The following is a 26,205-nucleotide window of genomic DNA, read 5'->3' on the forward strand; positions in this document are numbered from 1 at the left end:
GAACACAGATGAAAAGAACGCTGGCTATAGCAAGTTCAGTAGCGATGGTTGCACTTGCAGGTTGTTCAAGCCAAATAGATAGAAAGACCGCGCCTGGCAGCTACGAATACTTAAAAACTAAAGAACAAGAATCGCTAAAAGTACCTTCTGACTTAGATGCACCTGCTTTTTCTCGTGATTTTGTATTACCTGAGTTAGGTCAAGAGGCCGATTCAAATTTGGTGGGCAAGTCGTTGATGGTTCGCTCGCCAGCATTAGTTTTACCGTTAGTTACGGGTTCTCACATTGAGGAAGGTAAGAGTTCAGCAACCATTTGGTTTGACCAGGTTGACGATAGTCAGCCGCTAAGCCAAGCAATTTGGAACTCGCTTTTAAGTTTCTTAGATGAACAAGGTATTGGTGTAGATAGCTTTAGTCCAGAAGAGAAAGTACTGGTTACTGACTGGATGGTGATAACTAAAGAAGTCGAAGGTCCTTGGTATAGCTTTATAGATGAAGAAAGCGAAATCGGTCGACGTTTTGAATTCAGCTTAGACGTTAAACCTCACGGCCGTAGTGCTGCGCTTACTGTTGAATTAAAGGACTATATGCAAACATTGGGTAACGACGTGGTTGCAGAAGTCTCTTCAATGGAAGAACGTCGCGAAGAAGTTGAGGTGTTGAATCAAGTTGTTGGTCACTATGAGTACCAAATTCAGCTAGCAGAGACACGAAGAATTGCTCGTATCCGTCAGGGTATCAATACCGAGATGGGCTTTAATGCCGATGGTGATGCGGCGTATATCGTAGAAGCTAAGTATGATGTAGCGTGGCCAAGAATGCTGTTAGTACTGCGTAAGCTTGGTTTTGACGTTAAAGATTTAGATAAATCAAACGGCCTATTATTTGTCACTTACAATGGTGATCAAGGTAGTTGGTGGGATGGTTTATTCTCAAGCGATAAAGAGTTACTAAAGAAAGGTGACTATCGTTTGAAAGTTGCAAGAGCGGGTGCAGATCGCACGTCAGTTACCTTCATGAATAATGAAAGTGTACCGTTTGAAGCAAATCAGGTTTCCGACCTTTACAGTGCATTTGCTGAGGTCATGTCAGAAGATAACCTTGATATATAACTGAGACTGAGAATGGAAAAACGCGACGAGCTTTACCGCGGTAAAGCAAAAACTGTTTATTACACTGATGATAGCGATAAACTTATTCTTCACTTTAGAAACGACACTTCGGCGTTTGATGGTGAGAAGATTGAACAGCTAGAACGCAAAGGTGAAGTAAACAACAAGTTTAATCACTTTATTATGACAAAGCTTGAAGAAGCAGGCATTGCAACGCAAGTTGAGGCGCTGGTTTCTGACACTGAGTCTTTGGTTAAGAAGCTCGACATGATCCCTGTTGAGTGTGTGGTGAGAAACTTGTCTGCTGGCTCTTTAGTTCGCAGACTGGGTGTGGAAGAGGGCAAAGAGCTTAACCCACCTATTTTCGAGTTTTTCTTAAAGAATGATGCACTTCACGACCCAATGGTAAATGACTACCATATTTTATCATTTGGTTGGGCAACCGAAGCGCAAATTGCTGAAATGAAAGCATTGACCTTCAAGGTTAACAGTGTTTTGAAAGCACTCTTTGATGACGCGGGTATGTTGCTTGTAGACTATAAACTAGAGTTTGGTGTCGACAAAGATGGCAATATCGTACTAGGTGATGAGTTTACACCAGATGGCTGTCGCTTGTGGGATAAAGAAACCCGTAAAAAGATGGACAAAGACCGCTTTAGACAAGGTTTGGGCTCTGTTGTCGAGACCTATATTGAAGTGGCTGAGCGCTTAGGCTTATCGCTTTAAAACTCTCATCAAGTAATAACTAATTTAAAGAGGACCTTTCGGTCCTCTTTTTCGTTTTAGTCAGTTTGACCTGTCTACGTCGTTGTAAAATATTGTCTCTTGCGTTTAAGCATTTACTTTTCGATGCATTACGGGATAAGTTAGTGTACTGCTGAGCATTTTTGCGTTTAAAACTAGGGAGATTCGGTTTGTTGAAAACCTTTGTATTGGTCGCTATTGCCATGATTGCATTTGCTGCTAATTCGCTACTTTGCCGCATGGCTCTTGCTAACACCGATATAGATCCAGCTAGTTTTACTATCTTACGCTTAGCGAGCGGGGCGATAGCGTTGTTACTTTTGTCTTCTTATTTCCAACGTCGCAAAAGTGAGAGCGTGCCTTCTCAAGGCCTTTTTCATGGCCTAAAAACCAACGCCAGCGTACTCGGTGGCATTTCGTTGTTCGTTTACGCTATCTGCTTTTCATATGCCTATATTTCTATGTCCACGGGAACGGGGGCACTTTTATTATTTGGGGCCGTGCAACTCACTATGATTTCCGTAGGGTTGTTCAATGGCGAGCGATTTAAAAAATGGCAGTGGTTGGGGTTTGTGTTGGCATTTTTAGGCCTTGTTATCTTACTGTTGCCTAGCGCGGCAGCACCGCCTCTTTTAGCTGGCGCGGTTATGGTTTTGGCGGGTATGGCTTGGGGCGTCTATTCGCTTTTGGGTAAAAAAAGTAGTTCAGCCCTTTTATCTACATCGGGTAACTTTATCTATGCCGCGTTTTTCTGTGTTCCTTTGGTTGGTGTGGTTTGCTTCGTGGGCGCAGATAATTTTGTCTTAGATAGCGAGGGTGTTTATTACGCGCTTGCATCAGGGGTGTTTGCATCGGGTTGCGGATACGCTATTTGGTACAGCGCGCTTCCCCTTATCAAATCAACCACCGCCGCGACAGTGCAACTGAGCGTGCCTGTCATAGCATCGCTGATGGGGTGGATAGCGCTTGGTGAGCCACTCACAATGCAGATCCTGGTTGCTTCAATAGCTACGTTGGGTGGCATCTACTTGGTTATAAAAAAATAGCGTTTTATACGCTACGTTTAAAACAGAAAAAGCGTTATTTTCCGCCGTGGCGAAATAGTTCTATAAAGTTTAATGGGGGAGCGTTAACGCATATTTCTAGACTAAAGAGCAATATTTGAATTTTCCAACAGTGCTAACGTAGTAGATCACTAAATAATGGGAACGCAGTTATGAACTCAGAAGATCCAATAACGATAAGAAATCCAGGCAGATTGTTAACGCTAACTTATGTTATTTCGCTTTCAGTGATTGCGGTACTGTCTCTGGTTGTTCACTTCATGTTAGATGAAGTCATTTCAGAGCAGAACAATACTGGCAAAATTGTTAACGTAAGTGGTCAGCAACGCATGCTTTCGCAAAGAGCCAGTATGTTTGCGGTCGATTACTTGCAAACTGGCGCTCAAAAATCAAAAAGACTCTCTATAGCTGCGATTGAGAAAATGAAGCAAAACCATCAGTTTCTGCTAGCACCACATTTTGAAGCATTATCAAAAGGTCAACCCAGCCCACTTTCTGAAGAACTGTATAACCTCTATTTTATGCCTCCCTCTGATGTAGATAAGAAAATAAAGTTATTTGAAGGCGAGATAAGGGCCGCACTTTCAGAAAATGGTAATGTTGGCGCTGTCCAGTTTTCTAACGGAAGTTTGATGTTTTTACAACTCGCAGAAAGCGACCTGCTAACACCGTTACACAACATTGTTGGGCAATATGAAAAAGAGAGTTTGGAAAAAGTAAACGACCTTAGAAATGCACAAAACGTAGTGTTGGGCATCATTATTCTCACCATAATAGTTGAAGCGTTTTTCATATTTCGTCCAATGGTGGCAAAGGTAAGTCGTTTTGCCACTAAGCTCCAGCGAGACGCTAATTTTGATTACCTATCTGGTTTACTAAATCGACGGGCATTTCAGATTGTTTCCCAACAAGCAATAGCGGCTAGTCACCGCTACAAGCGATCGCTGTCAGTGGTGATGATCGATATCGATTTTTTTAAACGTATCAACGACACTCACGGCCACGACATGGGTGATAAAGCGATTAAACACGTAGCAAAAATTTTAAAAATGTCTTCGCGTAATGCAGATTGCGTAGCGCGCATTGGCGGTGAGGAATTCGTACTTTTATTGCCTGATACCGACCGCGCAGGCGCCTTCAAGTTAGCTGAAAAGTTAAGAGATCGAATAAGTAAAAACCCTCTAGATGTGAATGGGAAGTTTATTGATATCACTGTTAGTGCGGGTGTATCTTATGTAAAAGAACATCATGACACTATTGAGTCAGCACTATCGGAAGCCGATGACGCATTATATAAAGCCAAAGAGAGCGGCAGAAATAATGTCCAACTGGCTTAACCACGCTATTGAAAGCGTGTTGCACAATGTGCGCAATTCGACCGTGTTGGATTTAGGAGTGAGTTGTGCGCACACCCCCGACTATTGTAAATGAACATGAGAGGCTAGCCGCACTCAACAAACTGAGAGTGCTCGATACCCCACCAGAAGAGCGCTTTGACCGTATTACTCGACTAGCGAGTAGCATTTTTGATTGTAGATTCGCATCGGTCACATTTGTCGATGACAGTAGGCAGTGGTTTAAGTCGGCTATTAATCTCGATATGACTGAAACAGAAAGGGATGTCGCCTTTTGTGCCCATGCTATAGCGCAGGACAAAACCTTAGTCGTTCCAGATACTCAAGAGGACCCTCGCTTCAAAAGCAATCCTTTTGTGGTTGGTCATCCTCACATTCGTTTTTACGCGGGTGTTAGGCTGATGATAGAGGGGTTTGCGGTGGGAACGCTATGTGTGTCGGATAATAATCCAAAAATATTCAATTGCGTTCAAATACAGCAATTAGAGCAGCTTGCAAAACTTGTAGAGTCGGAACTACAGCGACAAGAATTCAATGATCTCTCAACTCAGTTGGAAGAGTACCAATTTAAGCTAGCTCAAACACAAAAAATCACCCGTGTGAGGAGCGCTATTTTAGAGAAAGTGGTAAATGCAGAGTCATTGCATACCGTACTCCACGACATTGTGAATGCTATAGAGGCCGAATACACAGATCAAATTTGCAGTATCCTGCTATTAGAAGATGGCAAGCTGAAAAAGGGTGCTGCGCCTTCTTTACCCGACTTTTATAACGACGCTATCGATGGCGTTGAGTTTGGTGTAGGCAGGGGATCATGTGGAAATACAGCCGCGACGAACTTACCGACCATTGTTGAAGATATCAGTACGCACCCGTTTTGGACCGATTGGAAAGATTTAGCATTGCGCGCTGGTGTATGCTCTTGTTGGTCACAGCCAATACAAGGAGCTAATGGTGACGCTATTGGTACTTTTGCAATTTATCATAGAGAAAGAGCAGTACCGACAGCGGACGAAATGCGCTTAATCGAACAGTTCGCGCATATCGCTAGCATCGCTATTGAAAGAGAGCTGGCGAATCAACTTATATGGAAGCAAGCCAACTTTGATTCTTTGACAGGACTTCCTAACCGAAACCTTATGTTGGATCACTTACAGTTAGCTATTAAGGCTGCCGATAGAGAGAGCGATAAGGTAGCGGTGATATTCTTGGACCTTGATAATTTCAAAGATATTAATGACACGCTTGGTCACGATATAGGTGATAAGCTTTTAATTGAGTGCGCCAGAAGAATAAAGCAGTGTTTGCGTTCAGATGACACCGTTTCCCGATTAGGCGGTGACGAATTTGTCATTATCCTAAACGGCATTAAAGGCCTAAGTTCTATAGAACTGGTCGTACAAAAGCTACTTGGCGAGATCGTAAAACCTTATAGTTTAGAGCTGGAACGTGTGCATACTAGCGCGAGCCTAGGTGTCACCTTATACCCGGACGACGCAAAAGATGTCAAAGGCCTGTTAAAGAATGCCGACCAAGCGATGTACGGTGCTAAAGATCTCGGTAAAAACAACTATCAGTATTATACCCACGACATGCAAACTGCAGCAATCAAGAGAATGACCTTGTTGAATGATTTGCGCTATGCAGTTAAGAACAAAGAATTGTTTATTGAGTACCAGCCAATTGCATGTTTCAGTAGCCAGAAAGTGATGAAAGCTGAAGCGTTACTTCGATGGCAGCATCCCACGAAGGGGAGAATTACACCTGATGAATTTATTCCACTTGCTGAAGAATCTGGACTCATCATTGATATCAGTAATTGGGTATTTAATGAAGTCTGTGCCAATATCAAACAATGGAAAGCCGAAAACCGTCAAGAGCTGCAGGTGAGTATTAATACGTCACCTAGCCACTACTTCAATTTAGAATCTAATATAACTCAATGGTTAAACCTGCTTTTAGACCAGAAGATCTCTGCGCGTTCTATACTTCTTGAAGTCACGGAAAATTTATTAATGGAAGCCAATGAGATGGTGTCCAAGAAGCTTTTCCAGTTTAGGCAAGCAGGCGTTGATATCGCGTTGGATGATTTTGGTACAGGTTACAGCTCTATTTCTTATTTAAAGCGCTTTCCTACAGACTTTATCAAGATTGACAGGAGCTTTGTGAAGTCGATGACTGACGTTAGCAATGATAAGGTGCTGTGCGAAGCCATTATTGTGATGGCGAATAAACTCGGAATAAAGGTAGTAGCGGAAGGTGTCGAGACACAAGAACAATACGATATTCTAAAAAGCATGGGCTGTGATTATGCGCAGGGTTATTTCATTGCAAAACCGCTCAGCAAATCAGACTTTGAGTCTTTTTGGGAGAGGCACTAGCGCAACTTTGCCGCGCTAGTGCTTAATTTAATCGGGCTTAAGACAGCGTTGCTAACGCTTTACCAGAGTATTGCTCTAGTTCGTTGGTGCGGTTTTCTTTTATTTTGTTTGCCCAGTTCGGATCTTGTAGTAGCGCTCTTCCTACAGCAACCAGATCAAATTCGCCAGCGTCTAAACGTTCAAGTAAATCATCGACTGAGCGAGTGCCGGAATCTTGCCCTTTGAATGCGCCGAAAAAGTCGTCATTTAGCCCAACTGAACCTACCGTTATGGTGGGCTTTCCAGTTAATTTTTTCGTCCAGCCTGCAAGGTTTAAATCACTGCCTTCAAATTCGTTTTCCCAATAGCGGCGCTGAGAACAATGAAAAACATCTACACCAGCTTCACTTAGCGGAAGAAGAAACTGTTCTAGTTCTTGGGGCGTGTGCGCTAAACGAGCGGTGTAATCTTGTTGTTTCCACTGCGAATAACGCAGTACGATCGGAAAATCGGGACCGGTTGCATCACGTATGGCTTTAATTATTTCAACCGCAAATCGTCCACGATTTTCCATGTTACCGCCCCAACTGTCGGTTCGCTGGTTTGTACCTTCCCAGAAGAACTGGTCGATTAGATAACCATGAGCACCGTGAATCTCAATTCCATCCATACCGATAGTTTTGGCATCTACTGCTGCTTGTGCAAAGGCAGTAATCACGGATTCAATGTGTTCAACGGTCATAGGTTCAGCGCCCTGTTTTCCTGGTTTGAATAAACCTGAAGGCCCTGCACTTGGAAGTTCAGGATAAGGCGCTTTTTCCGCTACCCTCGCCATACCCACGTGCCATAGTTGAGGCATAATTTCCCCACCGACACTGTGAACTTCATCTACCACATTTTTCCAACCGGCTAGCGCTTCATCGCCATGGAATTGAGGGATATTTGCATCCATCGTAGCGACTTTATCGTTTACTGTAGTGCCCTCGGTGATAATCAAACCTGTACCACCTTGAGCTCGGCGTTTATAGTAACCAGCTACATCGTTGGTAGGTACGCCGTTAGGCGAAAATTGACGAGTCATGGGGGCCATAACAATTCGGTTGGTTAACGATAAGTTGCCCTTTGAGTAAGGCTTAAACAGTGCGTTAGCTGCCATTTTTTGTTCCTGATTTCTTTATTGCAATTGGGGCCGTTTGTACTTTCATCATAGAAAATGAAACGCCGCCATTATTATAGAAGTGTTAAACAAGTCATTAAGTTGGGGATTGTTGAGTCTTGATGTACAACAAAGAATAACTGGCTCTAGTATATCCTGCGTGATGTGTTGCAGGGATAACATGATGGCTACCCAACTAAAAAACTATGGTTGATTCCAGATACTACTGTCGAGTGAGGGCAAGTCAATTTTCAAATGTTGATAGTAAGCCATAAGTAAAAGTGAGCTAAGAGCTCCATATCAGAAGCTCTCTTTCAGCTATGAGCAGGCTTAATCTAAAATCTCTACAATTTCCCTTGTGGCTTGAATAAGGCGTACCACTTTGTTTTCAATGCGAACTGTTACTAACCCGTCTTCTCCCAAAGGCACAATGATGCGGGCATGGTTGTAAATATCACGATCTAAACGATTTCCAACGGCTAGCTTTTTTTTTCCAACCCGGCGGTAATTCACCTGTTCGTTCATACTTCTTCTCTATACCCGGAGGGAGTGATTTATCTTTATGAGGGTTAGGGTTGGCGCAAGCAGGTAAACTATTTGCTGCTAGTACGGTTGTTATTCCGATAATAGGTAGAACTTTCATTGTTAACCTCGCAAATTACGTGAAAGCGATGCCCCATTTTGATGTAATTATCTACGCAAACTATTGCGCTAGTGCTTTGAACAAAAGGGCATGTAGACTCTGCATTAAAATAACTGTTTTTAGACAATCAGCAATTAAAAATAGAGAAGCCTACAAGGTGTATACGAAAATCATACCAGGCCGAGTCTACATGCTAAAAAAATCTAAAATTAGGCGTGCGGCGTGTTAACGTTAAAACGTTTATAATTGCTAACGAGCAAGAAAAACGATAGTTGAGTCTAACACAAAGAACGTGACATTTTATAAGTAACAAATGAAGGATGACAATGAGTGATATTGCATTTACCCGTGAGGAAAAAGACGCGCTAGTCTCTAAACTGCAACGATATTTTGATGATGAATTAAGCGTGGAACTTGGTCAATTTGACGGAGAATTTCTTCTGGACTTCATTAGTAAAGAAATGGGCGCATCGTTTTATAATAAAGGCGTAAACGACGCGAGAGCCGTTGTTGCATCTCGCTTACAGGTCATTGATGAAGAATTGTATGCCATCGAAAAAGTACTTTAAATTCAGAAATAAATTAAGCCTGCATTTGCAGGCTTAATCATTAGATGGCCAATCAATACCATTACGTTAGAAATGAGCTGTATTAGAGTTCCTGACGGGTAGGTCTGATGATCATTTCGTTTATGTCTACGTCGCCAGGCTGCTCTATGGCAAACGTTACTGCACGTGCAATAGCATCTGCATCGATAGCATCGTCATACATATCATCTGCCATTTGCTTTGAGTCTTTGTGAGAAATGTGGTCAGTAAGTTCTGTCGCCACTGCACCAGGTGAGATGTTGGTAGAGCGAATTTCACCATTTGACTCCCTGCGAATGCCTTCACTTATTGCTTTAACAGCGAATTTAGTTGCGCAATAAACCGTTGCTCCAGGGAACACAACATGACCTGCCACAGAGGAAAGATTGATAATATGCCCGCTTTTTTGCTCTCGCATTTGTCCTAATACAGCTGCTACTCCATACATAACGCCTTTTATGTTTACATCTATCATCTGATCCCACTCGTCAACTTTCATCTCGTCAAGCGGAGCGAGTGGCATAAGACCAGCATTGTTGACGAGCACGTCAATACGCCCATAGGCATCTATGGCCGCTTTCGCAAGCGCCTTGACTTCATCCTTTTTCGTGACATCTACCGTTTGATAAGTAGCTTGGCCACCTGAAGATTCAATTTCATCTACAAGTTTTTTAAGACGGTCTTCACGGCGGGCGCCCAACACTAATTTAGCACCTTTATCCGCAAGCATTTTCGCCGTTGCTTCTCCAAGCCCGCTACTTGCACCTGTAATGATGACAACTTTTCCAGAAACTTCACTCATAACATTATCCTTACGTTTGATTAGTGTTAAGTTGCTACGTAAAACTATTGAAGTGGATTACTCTAACGCGCAGAAACACTGTGAGTGTGATAGTGAGAACGATGAATGAAGATTTTACAGCGGTACTTTTATTTTTAGCGGGCATTTAGCCACGCAACAACAAGGAAGAATTTCATCGTCGTCAATGAAGGCGAGGGGATCTGTGGTGTACTCAACTTCGCCTTCAATTAGCTTTGTGCGGCATGCACCACAAAAGCCTTCACGACAATGGTAGTGAATATGAACGTCCGCTGCTTCAAGGGCGTTTAAGATAGTGGAATCAGAAGGGGAAATAATCGCCCCCACATCGACAACGTCGATGCGGAGTGATTTATCGTTGCTGCTCATTAAGCTGTAGTTTTACAGCTCAAAATCAGCAAAGTCGTCTTCGCTCACGGCAGAGTCGATTTGACCAACAAGATAAGAGCTGATTTCAGACTCTTGAGGTGCCACTTGCACGTTGTCTGAATTCAAATAGTTATTCATCCATGGAAGTGGATTACTGCTTATCTCGAACGGGGTGTCTAGACCAATAGCAGACATACGTTGATTCGCAATGTACTCAACGTACTGGCAAAGAATTTCTTTATTCAAACCAATCATTGAGCCGTTTTGGAACAAGTAGTCAGCCCACTGCTTTTCTTGCTCAACGGCGTTCATAAAGATAGCACGCGCTTCTTCTTTACATTCTTCTGCAATTTGCGCCATTTCAGGGTCATCTTTACCCTTAGCCCACAAATTAAGGATATGCTGTGTTGAAGATAAGTGCAGATTCTCGTCACGGGCAATCAAACGAATAATCTTAGAATTACCTTCCATCAGCTTCCGCTCAGCGAAAGCGAATGTGCAGGCAAAAGACACGTAGAAACGGATTGCTTCCAGTGCGTTCACCGAGTTCATGCATAGGTAAAGCTTCTTCTTAAGCTCATACATGTTGATAGTGTGTGCAACACCATTCACTGTATGTACGCCTTCACCCTGTGTCTGCCAAAGCTGAGTGGCGAAAATGAGATCATCATAATATTTAGAAATATCAGCAGCACGTCGCTTAATTTCGTCATTCACTACGATATCTTCGAATATTTCGCTTGGGTCTGAGAACAAGTTTCTCAAAATATGGGTATACGAACGTGAGTGAATAGTCTCGAAGAAAGACCATGTTTCAACCCAAGTTTCTAACTCTGGTAATGAAATAATAGGCAAGAACGCGATGTTCGGGCTACGGCCTTGCACCGAATCTAACAGGGTTTGGTACTTAAGGTTTGAAATAAAGATGTGCTTTTCTGGGTCGGTCAATTTTTGGAAATCAACACGGTCGCGAGAAACGTCAACTTCTTCAGGGCGCCAAAAAAAGCTAATTTGCTTCTCAATAAGCTTTTCGAATATGGCATGCTTTTGCTGGTCGTAGCGTGCAACGTTTACGGGGTTACCGAAAAACATCGGCTCGATCAATGGATTAGTACTTTGCTGATTAAACGTAGTGTATTTCATGATGGCCTAACTAAAAACTTAATGATTAACGCGTATTATTGTTTGTGTTCTTGCTGCGAAACGTTAATGGCAAATGCAGTTAACTCCTTTTATGCATTTGCCATTTAAACAGGAGGCGTGTTCTAAATCTTACACGCACCACCTGCACAATCATCATCTTCCTCTACAACCACTTCTTCTTGACGTGGCATAGGCTCGCTCGCTTTAGCATCGAGAGCAGATGTGTCTGACGCGCCGTCGCGAGTGTTATGATAGTAAAGTGTTTTAACACCCAGTTTATACGTAGTAAGAAGGTCCTTAAGAAGAAGCTTCATTGGTACCTTGTTACCTTCGTAACGGCTTGGATCGTAGTTGGTATTCGCTGAGATAGTTTGGTCGATAAACTTCTGCATGATACCAACAAGCTGTAGGTAACCATCGTTTGAAGGAATATCCCAAAGTAGCTCGTATTGGTCTCTTAGCGTTTCGTACTCAGGTACAACTTGCTTAAGAACACCATCTTTGCTCGACTTAATGCTGATAAAACCACGCGGTGGCTCAATGCCGTTTGTCGCGTTAGAAATCTGAGAAGACGTCTCTGACGGCATTAATGCTGACAGCGTAGAGTTACGCAAACCGTGAGTTTTGATTTCTTCACGAAGTGCATCCCAGTCGTAATGAAGTGGTTCATTACATACGCTATCAAGATCTTTCTTGTAGCTATCAATTGGCATAATGCCTTGAGAATAGGTGGTTTCGTTAAACTTAGGACACGCACCTTTTTCTTTCGCAAGATTGTTCGACGCTTTAAGTAGATAGTACTGCATTGCTTCGAACGTGCGGTGAACTAGACCGTTCGCGCTGTGATCAGAATATTTAACGCCATTTTTAGCAAGGTAGTATGCAAAGTTGATAACACCAACACCCAGCGTACGACGTCCCATCGTAGCATTATATGCAGCAGGAACTGGGTAGTCCTGGTAGTCAAGCAGGTTATCTAGCGCACGTACTGCAAGGTCAGACAGCTCTTCAAACTCGTCCAGTGACTTAATCGCACCTAAGTTAAACGCTGACAGCGTACATAGTGCAATTTCACCATTCTCATCATTAACGTGCTGAAGCGGCTTAGTAGGTAGCGCAATTTCAAGGCACAGGTTGCTCTGACGAACTGGCGCAACTTCTGGGTTAAACGGGCTGTGCGTATTACAGTGGTCAACGTTTTGTAGGTAAATACGACCTGTGCTTGCACGCTCTTGCATGAACAAGCTGAATAGCTCCATGGCTTTAATTTGCTTTTTGCGGATGCTGTCGTCGTTTTCGTATTTAACGTATAGCTCTTCAAACTTCTCTTGGTCAGCAAAGAAAGCATCGTAAAGACCAGGTACGTCAGATGGGCTAAATAGTGAGATATAGCCGTCTTTCATCATGCGCTGGTACATTAGTTTGTTGAACTGAACGCCGTAATCTAGGTGACGTACACGGTTTTCTTCAACACCACGGTTGTTCTTAAGCACTAACAGCGATTCAACTTCCATATGCCAAATAGGGTAGAACAGCGTAGCAGCGCCACCACGAACACCACCTTGTGAACAGCTTTTAACGGCTGTTTGGAAGTATTTGTAGAACGGAATACAACCCGTATGGAATGCTTCACCGCCGCGAATAGGGCTACCTAGTGCGCGAATACGGCCTGCATTTACACCGATACCAGCACGCTGGCTTACGTATTTAACAATGGCACTTGCCGTTGCATTGATTGAATCTAAGCTGTCGCCGGTTTCGATAAGTACACATGAGCTAAACTGGCGAGTAGGCGTACGTACGCCAGCCATAATAGGTGTAGGCAATGACAGCTTGAATGTTGAAGCGGCATCATAGAAGCGGCGGATGTAGTCCATACGCGTCGCTTTATCGTAATTTGCGAAAAGGCATGCCGCCACTAAGATATATAGGAACTGAGCACTTTCGTAGATTTCACCTGTAACTCGGTTTTGAACCAGGTATTTACCTTCAAGCTGTTTAACTGCAGCGTAGCTGAAGTTCATGTCTCGCCAATGGTCGATATACGAGTCCATTTCAGCAAATTCTTCAGGCGTGTAGTCTTCAAGCAAGTGCTTATCGTATTTGCCCATATCAACCATCTTACCTACATGCTCAAGTAGGGCAGGCGGCTCAAATTGACCATAGGCTTTTTTGCGAAGGTGGAAAATGGCCAAGCGCGCAGCTAGGTATTGATAATCTGGCGCATCGGTAGAAATAAGATCTGCCGCTGATTTGATCAGGGTTTCATGGATCTCGCTAGTATTGATACCGTCATAAAACTGGATTTGTGCCTTGATTTCAACTTGTGAAACTGAAACGTTTTTAAGTCCTTTGGCTGCCCATGTCACGACTTTGTGGATTTTCTCTAAGTCGATGGACTCTTTTTCACCGTTGCGTTTGGTGACTAATAAGTTGTTGTTCATGTTACTGGCCGTTTGTCTGTTAGCGCTTGATGCGTGGGCTATGTAATGCCCATTTTCATTTTTAATTTATTGAGTGTGAGTGACATTATCACCATTGGCTCACGCCAGATAACAACACACACGAAAGCGGCCTAAACCAATACCGAAAGTACAAAGTAGAGACTGCTCATTTAATTTTTTCACTGCATTTATATTTTCAGCGAGGTTGATGTCACACACTGCATATGGCATTGCCATAATCTCGTTAGCGATCTGTGCGATCCCAGAAAATCTGCATTGGGATCACGTGCTGAATTAAACACAAGATAGTGAGGTTTTAGTCTTAATGCAACCCAATATCTGGTGGTATTTCAAGCACTCAATCTGGCATGAAATTTATGTTAGTAACAACTAACTTTTTAGCGTTCTACAAGCGTAAAATATCTGGATTGCAAGCATTTTTAATTATTTCTTCGACATAAAAATTAATTTATTCTTAGAAAATAGTTTTTATATAAACACGATATATGGTGTTTAAAATATCGCCGCAACCCAATATATAGTGTTAAATTAATTTTGCGCTACTGTATATAGTAAGTAGTTAACGTCGACATTATTCGCAGAGAGATAAAAGCCTTGAGAAATTGGGTCCATGTGTAGACCTGTCATATCTCGAGGCAGCAAACCAGCATGATCGGTCATCGCCATAAGTTCAGATGGTTTGATGAACTTACTGTGATCGTGGGTGCCTTTTGGAACCAGTTTAAGGATATATTCCGCTCCTACGATCCCCATCAGATACGACTTTAGGTTTCGGTTAAGCGTAGAAAAGAAAACATGGCCACCAGGCTTAACCAACTTAGCACAGGCCAATACAACAGAAGCCGGGTCGGGTACATGCTCTAACATTTCCATACAGGTTACCACGTCGAACTGTCCCGCATTTGCTTCTGCGAATGCTTCGGCAGTTGAACATACGTAGTCAACTTTTACACCTGATTCTAAACCGTGCAGCTTCGCTACTTCTAACGACGCTTCAGCCATATCCAAGCCGGTTACCGTCGCGCCTGCACGCGCCATAGACTCTGCTAAAATACCGCCACCACAGCCAATATCGACGACCTTTTTGTCAAACAGGCCTTCACTGTGTTGATTAATGAAGTCTAAGCGAAGTGGGTTAATAAGGTGCAATGGCTTAAATTCGCCTTCTGGATCCCACCAGCGTGAAGCGAGTTCAGAGAACTTATTGATTTCTTGTTGATCGACGTTCGTCATGAGTAAAACAATCCTTAATCTATCTCTTTTTAAGATATCGTAAATCGAGGTTGTGTTTCACTGTTTTTAAACAGAAATAGACAAATTATAAGAAGGGTCGAACGAAAAATAATCGCTTGCCTTTTAGTTGATTAATAAGCGTAATTAAGCGCTACATAATTCTGTCATCAAGTGGTACACTCGAAGCACGATTATGACCCACATAATAATAACAGTGCGCTCCCACGCCTTGTTTTCACAATGATGTGAAGCGAAGTGCTGGATAACGCAGAACAAACCAAGATAAAGGGATTAAGCAGTTTATGTCTGATAACGCTAAAGAAATCCTCCCCGTTAATATTGAGGAAGAGTTAAAGAACTCTTACCTTGATTACGCGATGAGCGTTATTGTCGGGCGAGCCTTGCCTGACGTAAGAGATGGCTTGAAGCCAGTGCACCGTCGTGTGCTGTTCGCAATGAACGAACTGAAAAACGACTTTAACAAGCCATACAAAAAATCTGCCCGTGTGGTAGGTGACGTAATTGGTAAATATCACCCTCACGGTGACTCTGCAGTTTACGACACTATTGTTCGTATGGCCCAACCGTTCTCACTTCGCTATATGCTAGTAGACGGTCAAGGTAACTTCGGATCGGTAGACGGCGACTCTGCTGCTGCGATGCGTTATACCGAAGTTCGCATGGCTAAAATTGCGCACGAGTTACTTGCCGATTTAGATAAAGAGACCGTAGATTTCGTACCTAACTACGATGGTACAGAGCATATTCCTGAAGTATTACCAACGAAGGTTCCTAACCTTCTTGTTAACGGTTCATCGGGTATCGCGGTTGGTATGGCGACGAATATTCCGCCACATAACCTCACCGAAGTAATCAACGGCTGCGTAGCGTTAATTCAAGACCCGTCTATTACCATCGATGACTTGATGACACACATTCCAGGTCCAGATTTCCCAACGGCGGCGATGATCAGCGGGCGCAAGGGAATTGAAGATGCGTATCGCACAGGTCGAGGTAAAATTTATCTTCGTGCTAAGGCGGAAATTGAAACTGACAGCAACGGTAAAGAAACCATTGTTGTTAACGAGATCCCGTACCAGGTTAACAAAGCGCGTCTTATTGAAAAGATTGCTGAACTGGTAAAAGAAAAGCGCATCGAAGGCGTTTCTGCACTGCGAGACGAGTCTGATAAAGACGGTATGCGCATTGTTATCGAAGTTAAACGCAACGAATCTGCCGAAGTCCTACTTAATCATTTATACGCGAATACCCAGCTTCAAACGGTATTCGGTATTAACATGGTTGCGCTTGATAACGGTCAGCCTAAGGTATTCAACCTTAAAGAAACGCTAGAATGCTTTATTCTTCACCGCCGTGAAGTAGTAACACGTCGTACTGTTTTTGAATTACGTAAAGCCCGTGACCGCGCTCACATTCTTGAAGGTTTGGCGATAGCGCTTGCGAACATCGACCCAATTATCGAGTTGATTAAAGCGTCACAAAGCCCAGCAGACGCCAAGAAATCGCTTGTAGCACAAGGTTGGGACTTAGGTGATGTAGCGCAAATGCTGGAGCGCGCAGGCGATGACGCTGCACGCCCTGATTGGCTAATGCCAGAATTTGGTATTCGCGACGGCAAGTACTACCTGACAGAACAGCAAGCGCAAGCTATTCTTGACCTTCGCTTACACAAGCTAACAGGTCTTGAGCACGAGAAAATTCTAGAAGAGTATAAGCAACTTCTAGAGATCATCGCAGAACTTCTTCACATCCTAAACAGCCCAGAGCGTTTGATGGAAGTGATTCAAGAAGAACTTGAAAAAGTACGTGATGAATTTGGTGATGAGCGTCGTACTGAAATTACGGCAGCAAGTCACGATATTGATATTGAAGATCTTATAGAGCAAGAAGATGTTGTAGTAACGCTTTCTCGCGAAGGTTATGTGAAATATCAAAAGCTTACAGACTACGAAGCACAGCGTCGTGGTGGCCGTGGTAAATCAGCAACCAAGATGAAAGATGAAGATTTCATCGAAAGATTATTGGTAGCTAATACCCACGATCACATACTTTGCTTCTCAACCCGTGGTCGCTTGTACTGGTTGAAAGTATATCAGTTGCCGTTTGCTAGCCGTAACGCGCGCGGACGCCCAATTGTTAACATCCTACCGCTTGAAGAGAACGAACGTATTACTGCTATTCTTCCTATTAAAGAGTTTGAAGAAGGCAAGTTTGTACTGATGGCGACGGCAAACGGTACGGTTAAAAAGACTGACCTGAGCCTATATTCTCGCCCACGTTCAAGCGGTATTATCGCCGTTAACCTGAACGAAGGTGATGAGCTGATTGGTGTTGATATCACTCACGGTGATGACGACATAATGTTGTTCTCTGATGCAGGTAAAGTGGTTCGCTTCAACGAGAAGCTTCGCGACAGCGAAACCGGTGAAGTTAAGCGTGACCCAGAGACGGGTGAAGAGCTTCTGGCACTTCGTCCTATGGGAAGAACAGCCACAGGTGTTCGCGGTATTCGTCTGCAAGATGGTCAAAAAGTGGTATCACTTATTGTTCCTAAAGGCGACGGCCCAATCCTGACAGCAACAGAGAATGGTTTCGGTAAGCGTACTCCGCTTGAAGATTACCCTGCGAAGAGCCGTGCGACACAAGGTGTTGTATCAATTAAGGTGTCTGAGCGTAACGGTAAAGTGGTTGGCGCGGTTCAAGTAGACGAAACCAATGAAATTATGCTTATTAGTGACCAAGGCACACTGGTTCGTACCCGTGTAGGCGAAGTGTCAGTAGTAGGCCGTAACACACAAGGCGTTCGCTTAATACGTACAGTAGAAGGTGAGCACGTTGTAGGGTTACAACGCATTGAAGAAGTGGAAGAGTTACAAGAATTCGACGAAGACGGTAACCTAATCATTTCGGACGATGCGCCAGAACAAGCAGAAACTGCTGTTCAAGAGCAAGAGAACACCGCAGAAGACGGTGACGGCTCAACGACAGAAGAGTAGGGATAGGGCGCAGGTATTCATACTTGCGCATTATCAGTGTTCTTTCAAACAAGCGGCTTAAGCCGCTTGTTTACCTAATAGACCCGCAAAACGTTCAAAACAAAGCGAGTTAAACGGTAATTATCTACAGGTGTTGAAAAACGCGATGAAAGAGGTTTTTAATTTTAGTGCTGGCCCGGCCATGCTTCCAAAAGAAGTCATGGAAAAAGCACAATCAGAATTTACAAATTGGCGCGATCTAGGCTGCTCTGTAATGGAAGTAAGCCATCGTGGTAAAGACTTCATTGAAATAGCGGCAAAAGCTGAGCAAGATTTGCGAGATTTATTGTCCATTCCTTCCAACTACCATGTGCTGTTCACGCACGGTGGTGGGCGTGGGCAATTTGCCGCTGTACCGCTCAACTTATCCAACGCTAACGATACCAGTCTTCACTTAGTCAGCGGTTCTTGGTCTAAAGGTGCCGTTGACGAAGCAAACAAATACAACCACGCCAAAGTGGTGGGTGAAGTGTCTGAAAAAGACGGCTGTCACTACGTTGCGCAGCCTCAGTTGAGCGATATTGATCAATCTGCCGCGTATTACCATTTCTGTCCAAATGAAACCGTTGACGGAATCGCTTTTGATTGGCTACCAGAGTCAGGAAAGGTTCCGCTGGTTTCTGATATGTCCTCGACGATATTGTCACAACCGCTAGACGTGGCAAAACACGGTGTTATTTATGCCGGCGCACAAAAGAATATCGGCCCAAGCGGTTTGTCTGTGGTTATTGTTCGCGAAGACCTAGTTGGCAAAGCACGTAAAGAAACGCCCTCTATTTTCGATTATGCCTTAGCGGCAAAATCTGATTCTATGTACAACACACCGCCAACGTTCTCATGGTACTTGGCAGGGCTTGTATTTGAGTGGCTTAAAGACATGGGCGGCGTTGATGCTATGGCTAAACGCAATGCTGAAAAGGCGGCGTTATTGTATTCAGCTATCGACAGCTCTGACTTTTATTCAAGTAAAGTTCACCCTGACAACCGTTCAAAAATGAACGTGCCGTTTCATCTAGCCAATGCTGAACTTGACGGATTGTTCCTTAAACAGTCACAAGAAGCAGGGTTACTTGCTCTTAAAGGGCATCGTTCGGTAGGGGGCATGCGTGCCAGTATTTATAATGCAATGCCGGTAGAGGGCATCGTTGCGCTAGTTGAATTTATGCGCGAATTTGAAAGAGTGAATGGATAAAATGGAGCAGTTAACATTAGACCCGATTGCAAAAGTATCGGGAGAGGTCAATGTACCTGGCTCAAAAAGTCTGTCTAATCGCGCACTATTGCTTGCCGCGTTGGCTGAAGGTGAAACTGAATTAACCAACTTGCTTGATAGCGAAGATATCGAACATATGCTTAATGCACTTACTAAGTTAGGTGTTAGCTATCGCTTAAGCGAAGATAAAACCCAGTGTGTTGTGCAAGGTAACGGTGGCGCGTTTAACGTAGCTGAGCCACTTGAGCTTTTCTTGGGCAATGCCGGTACTGCTATGCGACCTTTATGTGCAGCACTTGCCGCAAGTAACGTGGATACCGTGTTAACGGGTGAACCGCGAATGGAAGAGCGCCCAATTGGCGATTTAGTGGATGCACTACGCGAAGCAGATGCTGACGTGTCTTATCTTAAAAATGAAGGTTACCCTCCGCTTCAAATTAAAGGCAAGACGTTAAACGGTGGCAAAATGTCGGTTGATGGCAGCGTGTCTAGCCAATTTCTAACGGCGCTTTTAATGGCTGCGCCATTATTTTCAGGAGATGTGACTATTCGTATAAAAGGTGAGTTGGTGTCTAAGCCTTATATCGATATCACGCTAGACACCATGGCTAAATTTGGTGTTACTGTTGAGAATGACAACTACCAGACGTTTACGGTTTCTGCTGACGCTAAATACGTTGCGCCAGGTAAATTTATGGTAGAAGGCGATGCTTCTTCTGCATCTTACTTCCTTGCAGCCGGCGCCATTAAAGGCGGAACGGTACGCGTAACCGGAATTGGGCAGAAAAGCATTCAAGGTGATATCCGCTTTGCTGACGTGCTCGAAGCCATGGGTGCAAAAGTAGTGTGGAACGATGAATATGTTGAAATAACCGGTGCGCCACTTAAAGGTGTGAATATGGATATGAACCATATTCCGGATGCCGCCATGACCATTGCCACTACAGCGCTGTTTGCTGAAGGTCCTACGACCATGACTAACATCTATAACTGGCGTGTTAAAGAAACAGACCGTCTTGCGGCTATGGCCACCGAGCTTCAAAAGTTGGGCGCGAAAGTGGAAGAAGGGCATGACTATATTAAAGTATGGCCAACTGACTCGCTAAAACATGCTGAGATAGACACGTATAACGACCATCGCATTGCCATGTGCTTCTCGCTTGTTGCGTTAAGCGATACGCCGGTAACAATAAACGACCCGGGCTGCACGCGCAAAACCTTCCCAGACTATTTTACCCGATTTAAAACTTTATATAGCGCGTAAAAGCCTTGTAAAAATGAGTCAGAGGTTTATGAAGGGCTATGTAGGTTAACCCTTAAGTTGCTTCGTTGATCTGAATCAGATTTATCCTAATGTACAATGCCGCCAATTAGAGGCGGCATTGCTTATCTCTCACTAAAGCGTATAATTGCGCGCGATTTTTAGTAATTTAAACGATGGAGCAGGTATGCATTCCACACCCGTAGTCACGGTTGACGGTCCTAGTGGTGCTGGTAAAGGTACGTTAAGTAGCTTGCTGGCAAAGAAATTAGGGTGGCACTTTCTAGATAGCGGCGCAATTTACCGCGTATTAGCAGTTGCTGCACTTCACCACGACCTTCCGTGTGATGATGAAGAATGTGTTGTTCCTCTAGCAACCGGTCTTGATGTTAGTTTCGAGACGAATGGCGATAGCACTCGCATAATCTTAGAAGGCGAAGACGTAACTGACGATATTCGCACCGAAGAAGTTGGCGCCGTGGCGTCAAAAGTTGCGGCATTACCCCGGGTTCGCGAAGCACTACTTCGCAGACAGCGTGCTTTCCAACAAGATCCTGGTCTTGTTGCCGACGGTCGCGACATGGGTACAGTGGTATTTCCCGAAGCGCCTGTAAAGATTTTCCTTACAGCAAGCGCAGAAGCCCGTGCAGAACGCCGCTATAGCCAGTTGAAAGCAAAGGGCATGGATGTTAATATTGCGCGCCTTTTAACCGATATCAAGGCAAGAGACGAGCGCGATACACAGCGTGCAGTGGCTCCTTTGGTACCGGCACAAGATGCAGTAATTATAGATTCAACGGACTTGGATATTGACCAAGTCTTTGAAAAAGCGATGGATATTATTTCCTCACGCCTTTAATGACGAGAGCTGATCGCATCCAAAGCAGTGTTGCTACAGGAAGTGGCGACTAATTTTAATAACCCCGCGTTATCCGGATAAGAAGCGTGGATATCAACTTAAAAGTTATTTGAGACTTATGACTGAAAATTTTGCACAACTTTTTGAAGAAAGCTTACAAGAACTAGAAACACGTCCTGGTTCAATTGTAAAAGGTACTGTTGTTTCTATCGACAAAGACATCGTTCTTGTTGATGCGGGCTTGAAATCAGAAAGTGCTATCCCAGCTGACCAATTCAAAAACGCTGAAGGCGAACTAGAAATCGCTATCGGTGACCAAGTAGACGTAGCACTAGATGCAGTTGAAGATGGTTTCGGTGAAACTATCCTTTCTCGCGAAAAAGCGAAGCGTCACGAAGCGTGGGTTGAGCTGGAAAAAGCTTACGAAGATAAAGCTACTATCAAAGGCGTTATCAACGGTAAAGTTAAAGGCGGTTTCACTGTTGAAGTTAACAGTGTACGCGCGTTCCTTCCTGGTTCTCTTGTTGACGTACGTCCAGTACGTGACACTACGCACCTTGAAGGCAAAGAGCTTGAATTTAAAGTTATCAAGCTTGACGCTAAGCGTAACAACGTTGTTGTTTCTCGTCGTGCAGTTATCGAAGCAGAAAGCAGCGCAGAGCGCGAAACGCTTCTTGCTAACCTTGAAGAAGGTCATGAAATCAAGGGTATCGTTAAGAACCTTACCGATTACGGTGCGTTCGTTGACCTTGGTGGCGTAGACGGTCTTCTACACATCACTGACATGGCTTGGAAGCGCGTTAAGCACCCAAGTGAAATCGTGAATGTTGGTGACGAAATCAACGTTAAAGTACTTAAGTTCGACAAAGAGAAGCAGCGTGTTTCTCTTGGCATGAAGCAAATGGGCAACGATCCATGGCAAGAAATTGCTTCTCGTTACCCAGAAGGTACTAAGATCAACGGTCAGGTTACTAACCTTACTGACTACGGCTGCTTCGTTGAAATCGAAGACGGCGTTGAAGGTCTTGTACACGTTTCTGAAATGGATTGGACTAACAAGAACATCCACCCATCTAAAGTTGTTAACCTAGGTGACACTGTAGATGTAATGGTTCTTGAAATTGACGAAGAGCGTCGTCGTATTTCTCTAGGTCTTAAGCAGTGCATTGCTAACCCTTGGGAAACATTTGCTGAGTCACACGAAAAAGGTGACAAAGTGTCTGGTAAGATCAAGTCAATCACTGACTTCGGTATCTTCATCGGTCTTGACGGCGGCATCGACGGTCTAGTTCACCTTTCTGACATCAGCTGGAACAAGTCTGGTGAAGACGCGGTTCGCGACTACAAGAAAGGCGACGAAATCTCTGCAGTTGTACTTCAAGTCGACCCAGAGCGTGAGCGTATCTCTCTTGGCGTTAAGCAAATCGAAGAAGATCCTTTCAACAAGTATCTGACAGATAACAAGAAAGGTGCTATCGTTACTGGTACAGTAACAGCAGTTGATGCGAAAGGCGTTACTGTAAACCTAGCTGAAGAAGTTGACGGCTACATCCGCGTTGCAGATCTTGCTGTAGAGCGTGTTGAAGACGCAACAGAAGTAGCAAGCGTTGGTGATAGCATCGAAGCGAAGTTCATGGGCGTTGACCGTAAGAACCGCACTGTTAACCTATCTGTTAAAGCGAAAGATCAGGCTGACGAAAAAGAAGCTATCGATAAAGTTAACCAGCAAGAAGATGTTGGTTTCGCTAACGCGATGGCAGAAGCATTTAAAGCTGCTAAAGGCGAATAATGCTTTTGTGGGTGTGCACATGCACACCCAATTCGCGATAGCTGTTTAAACAATAATATTGACAATGAGGTTAAGCATGACCAAGTCTGAATTAATTGAACGGCTCGCGGATCAAGCGCGTCATATTCCGGCGAAGGAACTCGAACTGGCTATAAAAGAACTTCTAGAGCAAATGGCGCAAACTCTTCAGAAGGGTGAGCGTATTGAAATTAGAGGTTTTGGCAGTTTCTCTCTTCACTACCGCGCTCCACGCGTAGGTAGAAACCCAAAAACGGGTGAAACGGTGAAACTTGACGGTAAATATGTACCGCATTTCAAGCCTGGGAAAGAGCTTCGCGAAAGGGTAGACGCCTCAATCGCATAATGCATTTTAAAAGCCGCTGATAAGCGGCTTTTTTGTGTCCGCTGCCTTATTGTTATTTAGCAAAATTCAATAATCTATTTGCCTTAGCTAGAATAAGGTGTTCGTTATTGCTGATATACTTTCGTTTAATTTTTGGTACCTATTGACCCCAACTCGAATAGGGTTATATATTGTTCAAATAATAATAAACGGTATTCATAGAAGTAATGTCAGCCGGCGACGAACAAGCAATAATTAAACAATACCAGCCGCTCATTCGCGCGTTAATTCCTTATGAACAACAAAACAAGCTGTTAGAAGGAATTAACAAGTTTTCGAAGCGTCTACCTAGTAGTGTTCGAAAAGTAGTAAAAGAGGAGGTTGTTCGATTAACGTCGTTAACCGACGCACCTGCTGATAACTCTGCCTTCGCTCAATTCCCCGTCATGAAATTCAAGCACTTCGGCGTTCAAATGCACCTTGATAAAGTTGGCGCGCAGATACTCAAAAACGAAACATCACTTTATCAAGACAGATATACGGTAGGCGTGTTTGAGTCAGTAATGAACTCAGACTTCTATCAAAACCAAATAAAAAAAGAACAGTTCAAAAAAATTGTCGATGCTTTTAATGTTGAGAGCCAATCGTTTACTGATATAGATTTCGGCGATGACATTGCTATTCGCCCTAACTTCACTATTTCTTCCCCCGATTTTGAAAAAGGTCGCCATTGTTCAATCAGTTCGATGTCTCACAAAGGGATAGCCGTCGAGACTAAAAGGCCGCCTAACGCTTCTACCGGCGACATCATTACGTTTACTATTCCTGAAGTAAAAGGGCTTACCAAAGAGCCCACGGAAATAACGCTTGAACTAGAGTCGGTAAAATACAACAAGCACTTAGGAAAGTATGAGACATCGTTTGTCTTTCTAGATGATGTGGACAAAGGCTTTCTTGCTACGTTGAAACGCTATGTAGCAATTACCGCCTATAAACAACCGCTACAAAGAGATCTGGAAATAGAACGCGCCATGCAAGAACTTGAACGCGACCGAATACTTGAAAATAGCCCCTGGTTGCCCGTGTTTCTCGCGCCTGAGAAGAAGTCGCTTAAGCCAATTATTGCCCTGTTTACCAAAGCCAATGTCGAGCATAACGACGCCGAAAAACTCTTGGCTAGCCTACAAGATAAGCCTATCTTCGCGACGTTAGTTGACGAGCTGCGCAAGTATAATGAAGCGTATGTCTTTCATGGCAACATCAAAACCAAAAACGGTAACGTTCAAATAACAGCGACGCACAGACAACTGCTGGCATTAAAGCAGCTTAACGCGTTGGTTTATCTTCTTGCCAAAAGTGGCGACTTCATTTGTACCCATTGTCGACTTGATAGCGTGACGCGAGAAGATAAACAAAAAGCGTTTGCTATTCACGATATTGCCAGTAAAGAATTTGAGCAACTGGCGCAGATCTCCCATGTTCTTTACTGTAAAGACGTGTCTGCTTATCTTATTAATCTGACCCTTTCAGCAAAATGCGATTTCAAACCCTTGTCAAAAACTTTGAGGGCTAGCGGCAATAATTGGCGAATTGATTATGTTATGGAAGAGGATTTAGATAGACGTAGTGAGACACGTTACATTATTGATAAACCTGCCTCTATTAAAGTTGGACTGCTGACATCGATTGATGCGCGGGTTGCTGATCTAAGTGCAAGTGGAATGAAGTTGATCGTTGCACCGAAAAGTGAGCTACAAAAGGAAATTCGTGTTTCAGTACCGGAACTGAAAATTAAAGGTGAAAAATATAAGGTTGTGCACTACCAAGCGGAAACGGGCGTGGTGAGGTTGTGCCTTGTTGAAGATACACGTAAGGCTAAAGTGAGCTTGAGCGTCGATCATATGGTTGAAGAAAATACCGCGTATTTCAAAGTAAGAGATATTGCGCGAATTCAACGCTCAACTCACCGTTATATCTGGGAATTGGCGGTTAGGCATATGCCGTCTTTATCGGTACTATGTGTGATGAACCGCTTCACGTTAGACAGGCTCAAAACGGTGTATCAAAGTGACGCATCTGACGACCTTTATCCTTTTTCGCGCACTCAAAATATTATCCCACTGCACGGCTTTTTTGCAGACAAAGGGCAGGCTAAGCCCAAGTCACAAATTCTAGAGGCGATGTTCAAAGAAACATCTGAACAAGCGTTAGTGGTTCACTGTGTTAGAAAGAGCGACAGCCGTTTAGTGTATATAAAAGAACGCGACTTCCTTTTTTCTAAGTTGCGAACACAGATAAAAACTCAGTTAGATGAAGAAAAAATACATCTCAGCGCCACAGATGTCACTGCTATCCGGTGTCACGGTGCGATAACGCCGTTAACTAAGAAGCGTCTTGCCCAGCTATCAAAGCTAGACAAAGCCATGTATGACAAGCTCGAAACGATGCAGGCGGGTTATACACACTGTATTTTTATTACTAATATGTCAGCCCTTCACCACGATTTAGTAGTAGACAACCTTATTGCCAAACCCCAACGTCAGGATCTAGAAAGCGAAGGCGCGGCTTAATGCCAGAGCCTTCTGAGTGGGCAAATATCAATGCGGATTAATGGTATAACATCATTTCACTTA

20 protein-coding genes are annotated in these 26,205 nt (G+C 43.8%); 13 read left to right on the plus strand and 7 right to left on the minus strand.

The genetic code is table 11. The features are described from left to right. Positions 1–8: 8 nt before the first annotated feature. The 5 genes from bamC to BIZ39_RS05765 all read left to right on the plus strand — a co-directional run bounded on the left by bamC (position 9) and on the right by BIZ39_RS05765 (position 6,656). Positions 9–1,112, plus strand: coding sequence for an outer membrane protein assembly factor BamC (bamC, locus tag BIZ39_RS05745; protein ID WP_187446559.1), 1,104 nt, complete (start codon positions 9–11; stop codon positions 1,110–1,112). 12 nt (positions 1,113–1,124) lie between these two features. Beyond that, a complete protein-coding gene (gene purC, locus BIZ39_RS05750) occupies positions 1,125–1,838 on the plus strand; it encodes a phosphoribosylaminoimidazolesuccinocarboxamide synthase (protein ID WP_014949658.1) in 714 nt (237 codons plus the stop codon). 188 nt (positions 1,839–2,026) lie between these two features. Next, complete coding sequence (locus BIZ39_RS05755) at positions 2,027–2,902, plus strand: DMT family transporter (RefSeq protein ID WP_187446560.1); 876 nt, start codon at positions 2,027–2,029, stop codon at positions 2,900–2,902. A gap of 170 nt (positions 2,903–3,072) precedes the next feature. Beyond that, entirely contained in the window at positions 3,073–4,257 is a 1,185-nt protein-coding gene (locus BIZ39_RS05760) for a diguanylate cyclase (protein WP_187446561.1), read from the plus strand. Between the two features lie 65 nt (positions 4,258–4,322). Beyond that, a complete protein-coding gene (locus BIZ39_RS05765) occupies positions 4,323–6,656 on the plus strand; it encodes an EAL domain-containing protein (protein WP_187446562.1) in 2,334 nt (777 codons plus the stop codon). 37 nt (positions 6,657–6,693) lie between these two features. Here BIZ39_RS05765 and BIZ39_RS05770 read toward each other — a convergent pair whose 3' ends face one another. Together BIZ39_RS05770 and BIZ39_RS22190 are read right to left on the minus strand one after the other, a co-directional pair. Continuing rightward, a complete protein-coding gene (locus BIZ39_RS05770) occupies positions 6,694–7,791 on the minus strand; it encodes an NADH:flavin oxidoreductase (protein WP_187446563.1) in 1,098 nt (365 codons plus the stop codon). Positions 7,792–8,121: 330 nt separating this feature from the next. Beyond that, positions 8,122–8,316 (minus strand): hypothetical protein, encoded by a 195-nt coding sequence (locus BIZ39_RS22190; protein ID WP_262385723.1) that lies wholly within the window; start codon positions 8,314–8,316, stop codon positions 8,122–8,124. Between the two features lie 444 nt (positions 8,317–8,760). On the opposite strand from BIZ39_RS22190, the gene BIZ39_RS05780 reads away from it, so the two are divergent. Next, positions 8,761–9,003 carry a DUF2164 domain-containing protein gene (locus tag BIZ39_RS05780; protein WP_014976673.1) on the plus strand — a complete coding sequence of 81 codons (243 nt, stop codon included), beginning with the start codon at positions 8,761–8,763 and terminating at the stop codon, positions 9,001–9,003. A gap of 82 nt (positions 9,004–9,085) precedes the next feature. Here BIZ39_RS05780 and BIZ39_RS05785 read toward each other — a convergent pair whose 3' ends face one another. From BIZ39_RS05785 to ubiG, 5 genes are all read right to left on the minus strand, one after another. Further along, complete coding sequence (locus tag BIZ39_RS05785) at positions 9,086–9,823, minus strand: SDR family oxidoreductase (protein ID WP_014949651.1); 738 nt, start codon at positions 9,821–9,823, stop codon at positions 9,086–9,088. 114 nt (positions 9,824–9,937) lie between these two features. Next, positions 9,938–10,210, minus strand: a complete 273-nt coding sequence (gene yfaE / locus BIZ39_RS05790; RefSeq protein WP_014949650.1) for a class I ribonucleotide reductase maintenance protein YfaE — start codon at positions 10,208–10,210, stop codon at positions 9,938–9,940. 12 nt (positions 10,211–10,222) lie between these two features. Further along, positions 10,223–11,353, minus strand: coding sequence for a class Ia ribonucleoside-diphosphate reductase subunit beta (gene nrdB / locus BIZ39_RS05795; RefSeq protein WP_014949649.1), 1,131 nt, complete (start codon positions 11,351–11,353; stop codon positions 10,223–10,225). Positions 11,354–11,475: 122 nt separating this feature from the next. Continuing rightward, a complete protein-coding gene (gene nrdA / locus BIZ39_RS05800) occupies positions 11,476–13,797 on the minus strand; it encodes a class 1a ribonucleoside-diphosphate reductase subunit alpha (RefSeq protein ID WP_014949648.1) in 2,322 nt (773 codons plus the stop codon). Positions 13,798–14,346: 549 nt separating this feature from the next. Next, complete coding sequence (ubiG, locus tag BIZ39_RS05805) at positions 14,347–15,051, minus strand: bifunctional 2-polyprenyl-6-hydroxyphenol methylase/3-demethylubiquinol 3-O-methyltransferase UbiG (protein WP_014949647.1); 705 nt, start codon at positions 15,049–15,051, stop codon at positions 14,347–14,349. A 302-nt stretch (positions 15,052–15,353) separates the two neighbouring features. Between ubiG and gyrA the strand changes: the two genes are divergently transcribed. The 7 genes from gyrA to BIZ39_RS05840 all read left to right on the plus strand — a co-directional run bounded on the left by gyrA (position 15,354) and on the right by BIZ39_RS05840 (position 26,142). Further along, entirely contained in the window at positions 15,354–18,068 is a 2,715-nt protein-coding gene (gene gyrA / locus BIZ39_RS05810; protein ID WP_014949646.1) for a DNA topoisomerase (ATP-hydrolyzing) subunit A, read from the plus strand. A 145-nt stretch (positions 18,069–18,213) separates the two neighbouring features. Continuing rightward, positions 18,214–19,299 (plus strand): 3-phosphoserine/phosphohydroxythreonine transaminase, encoded by a 1,086-nt coding sequence (gene serC / locus BIZ39_RS05815; protein ID WP_014949645.1) that lies wholly within the window; start codon positions 18,214–18,216, stop codon positions 19,297–19,299. A gap of 1 nt (position 19,300) precedes the next feature. Next, positions 19,301–20,584, plus strand: coding sequence for a 3-phosphoshikimate 1-carboxyvinyltransferase (gene aroA / locus BIZ39_RS05820; protein ID WP_187446564.1), 1,284 nt, complete (start codon positions 19,301–19,303; stop codon positions 20,582–20,584). 184 nt (positions 20,585–20,768) lie between these two features. Beyond that, positions 20,769–21,440, plus strand: coding sequence for a (d)CMP kinase (gene cmk / locus BIZ39_RS05825; protein WP_039227644.1), 672 nt, complete (start codon positions 20,769–20,771; stop codon positions 21,438–21,440). Between the two features lie 118 nt (positions 21,441–21,558). Continuing rightward, positions 21,559–23,229 carry a 30S ribosomal protein S1 gene (gene rpsA, locus BIZ39_RS05830; RefSeq protein ID WP_014949642.1) on the plus strand — a complete coding sequence of 557 codons (1,671 nt, stop codon included), beginning with the start codon at positions 21,559–21,561 and terminating at the stop codon, positions 23,227–23,229. A 76-nt stretch (positions 23,230–23,305) separates the two neighbouring features. Further along, the gene (ihfB, locus tag BIZ39_RS05835) at positions 23,306–23,593 is read left to right on the plus strand and encodes an integration host factor subunit beta (RefSeq protein WP_014949641.1); all 288 of its coding nucleotides are present in this window, start codon (positions 23,306–23,308) and stop codon (positions 23,591–23,593) included. Positions 23,594–23,799: 206 nt separating this feature from the next. After that, positions 23,800–26,142 (plus strand): PilZ domain-containing protein, encoded by a 2,343-nt coding sequence (locus tag BIZ39_RS05840; RefSeq protein WP_187446565.1) that lies wholly within the window; start codon positions 23,800–23,802, stop codon positions 26,140–26,142. The last annotated feature ends 63 nt before the right edge of the window (positions 26,143–26,205 follow it).

Origin of the sequence: Alteromonas sp. BZK5, assembly GCF_014349115.1 — a bacterium.
GTDB classification, from domain to species: domain Bacteria; phylum Pseudomonadota; class Gammaproteobacteria; order Enterobacterales; family Alteromonadaceae; genus Alteromonas; species Alteromonas macleodii.

Coding starts and splice junctions, on each gene's coding strand:
- bamC (WP_187446559.1), top strand. CDS start 9: ATGAAAAGAACGCTGGCTATAGCAAGTTCAGTAGCGATGGTTGCACTT.
- purC (WP_014949658.1), top strand. CDS start 1,125: ATGGAAAAACGCGACGAGCTTTACCGCGGTAAAGCAAAAACTGTTTAT.
- BIZ39_RS05760 (WP_187446561.1), top strand. CDS start 3,073: ATGAACTCAGAAGATCCAATAACGATAAGAAATCCAGGCAGATTGTTA.
- BIZ39_RS05770 (WP_187446563.1), bottom strand. CDS start 7,791: ATGGCAGCTAACGCACTGTTTAAGCCTTACTCAAAGGGCAACTTATCG.
- BIZ39_RS22190 (WP_262385723.1), bottom strand. CDS start 8,316: ATGAACGAACAGGTGAATTACCGCCGGGTTGGAAAAAAAAAGCTAGCC.
- BIZ39_RS05780 (WP_014976673.1), top strand. CDS start 8,761: ATGAGTGATATTGCATTTACCCGTGAGGAAAAAGACGCGCTAGTCTCT.
- BIZ39_RS05785 (WP_014949651.1), bottom strand. CDS start 9,823: ATGAGTGAAGTTTCTGGAAAAGTTGTCATCATTACAGGTGCAAGTAGC.
- yfaE (WP_014949650.1), bottom strand. CDS start 10,210: ATGAGCAGCAACGATAAATCACTCCGCATCGACGTTGTCGATGTGGGG.
- nrdB (WP_014949649.1), bottom strand. CDS start 11,353: ATGAAATACACTACGTTTAATCAGCAAAGTACTAATCCATTGATCGAG.
- nrdA (WP_014949648.1), bottom strand. CDS start 13,797: ATGAACAACAACTTATTAGTCACCAAACGCAACGGTGAAAAAGAGTCC.
- ubiG (WP_014949647.1), bottom strand. CDS start 15,051: ATGACGAACGTCGATCAACAAGAAATCAATAAGTTCTCTGAACTCGCT.
- gyrA (WP_014949646.1), top strand. CDS start 15,354: ATGTCTGATAACGCTAAAGAAATCCTCCCCGTTAATATTGAGGAAGAG.
- serC (WP_014949645.1), top strand. CDS start 18,214: ATGAAAGAGGTTTTTAATTTTAGTGCTGGCCCGGCCATGCTTCCAAAA.
- aroA (WP_187446564.1), top strand. CDS start 19,301: ATGGAGCAGTTAACATTAGACCCGATTGCAAAAGTATCGGGAGAGGTC.
- cmk (WP_039227644.1), top strand. CDS start 20,769: ATGCATTCCACACCCGTAGTCACGGTTGACGGTCCTAGTGGTGCTGGT.
- rpsA (WP_014949642.1), top strand. CDS start 21,559: ATGACTGAAAATTTTGCACAACTTTTTGAAGAAAGCTTACAAGAACTA.
- ihfB (WP_014949641.1), top strand. CDS start 23,306: ATGACCAAGTCTGAATTAATTGAACGGCTCGCGGATCAAGCGCGTCAT.
- BIZ39_RS05840 (WP_187446565.1), top strand. CDS start 23,800: ATGTCAGCCGGCGACGAACAAGCAATAATTAAACAATACCAGCCGCTC.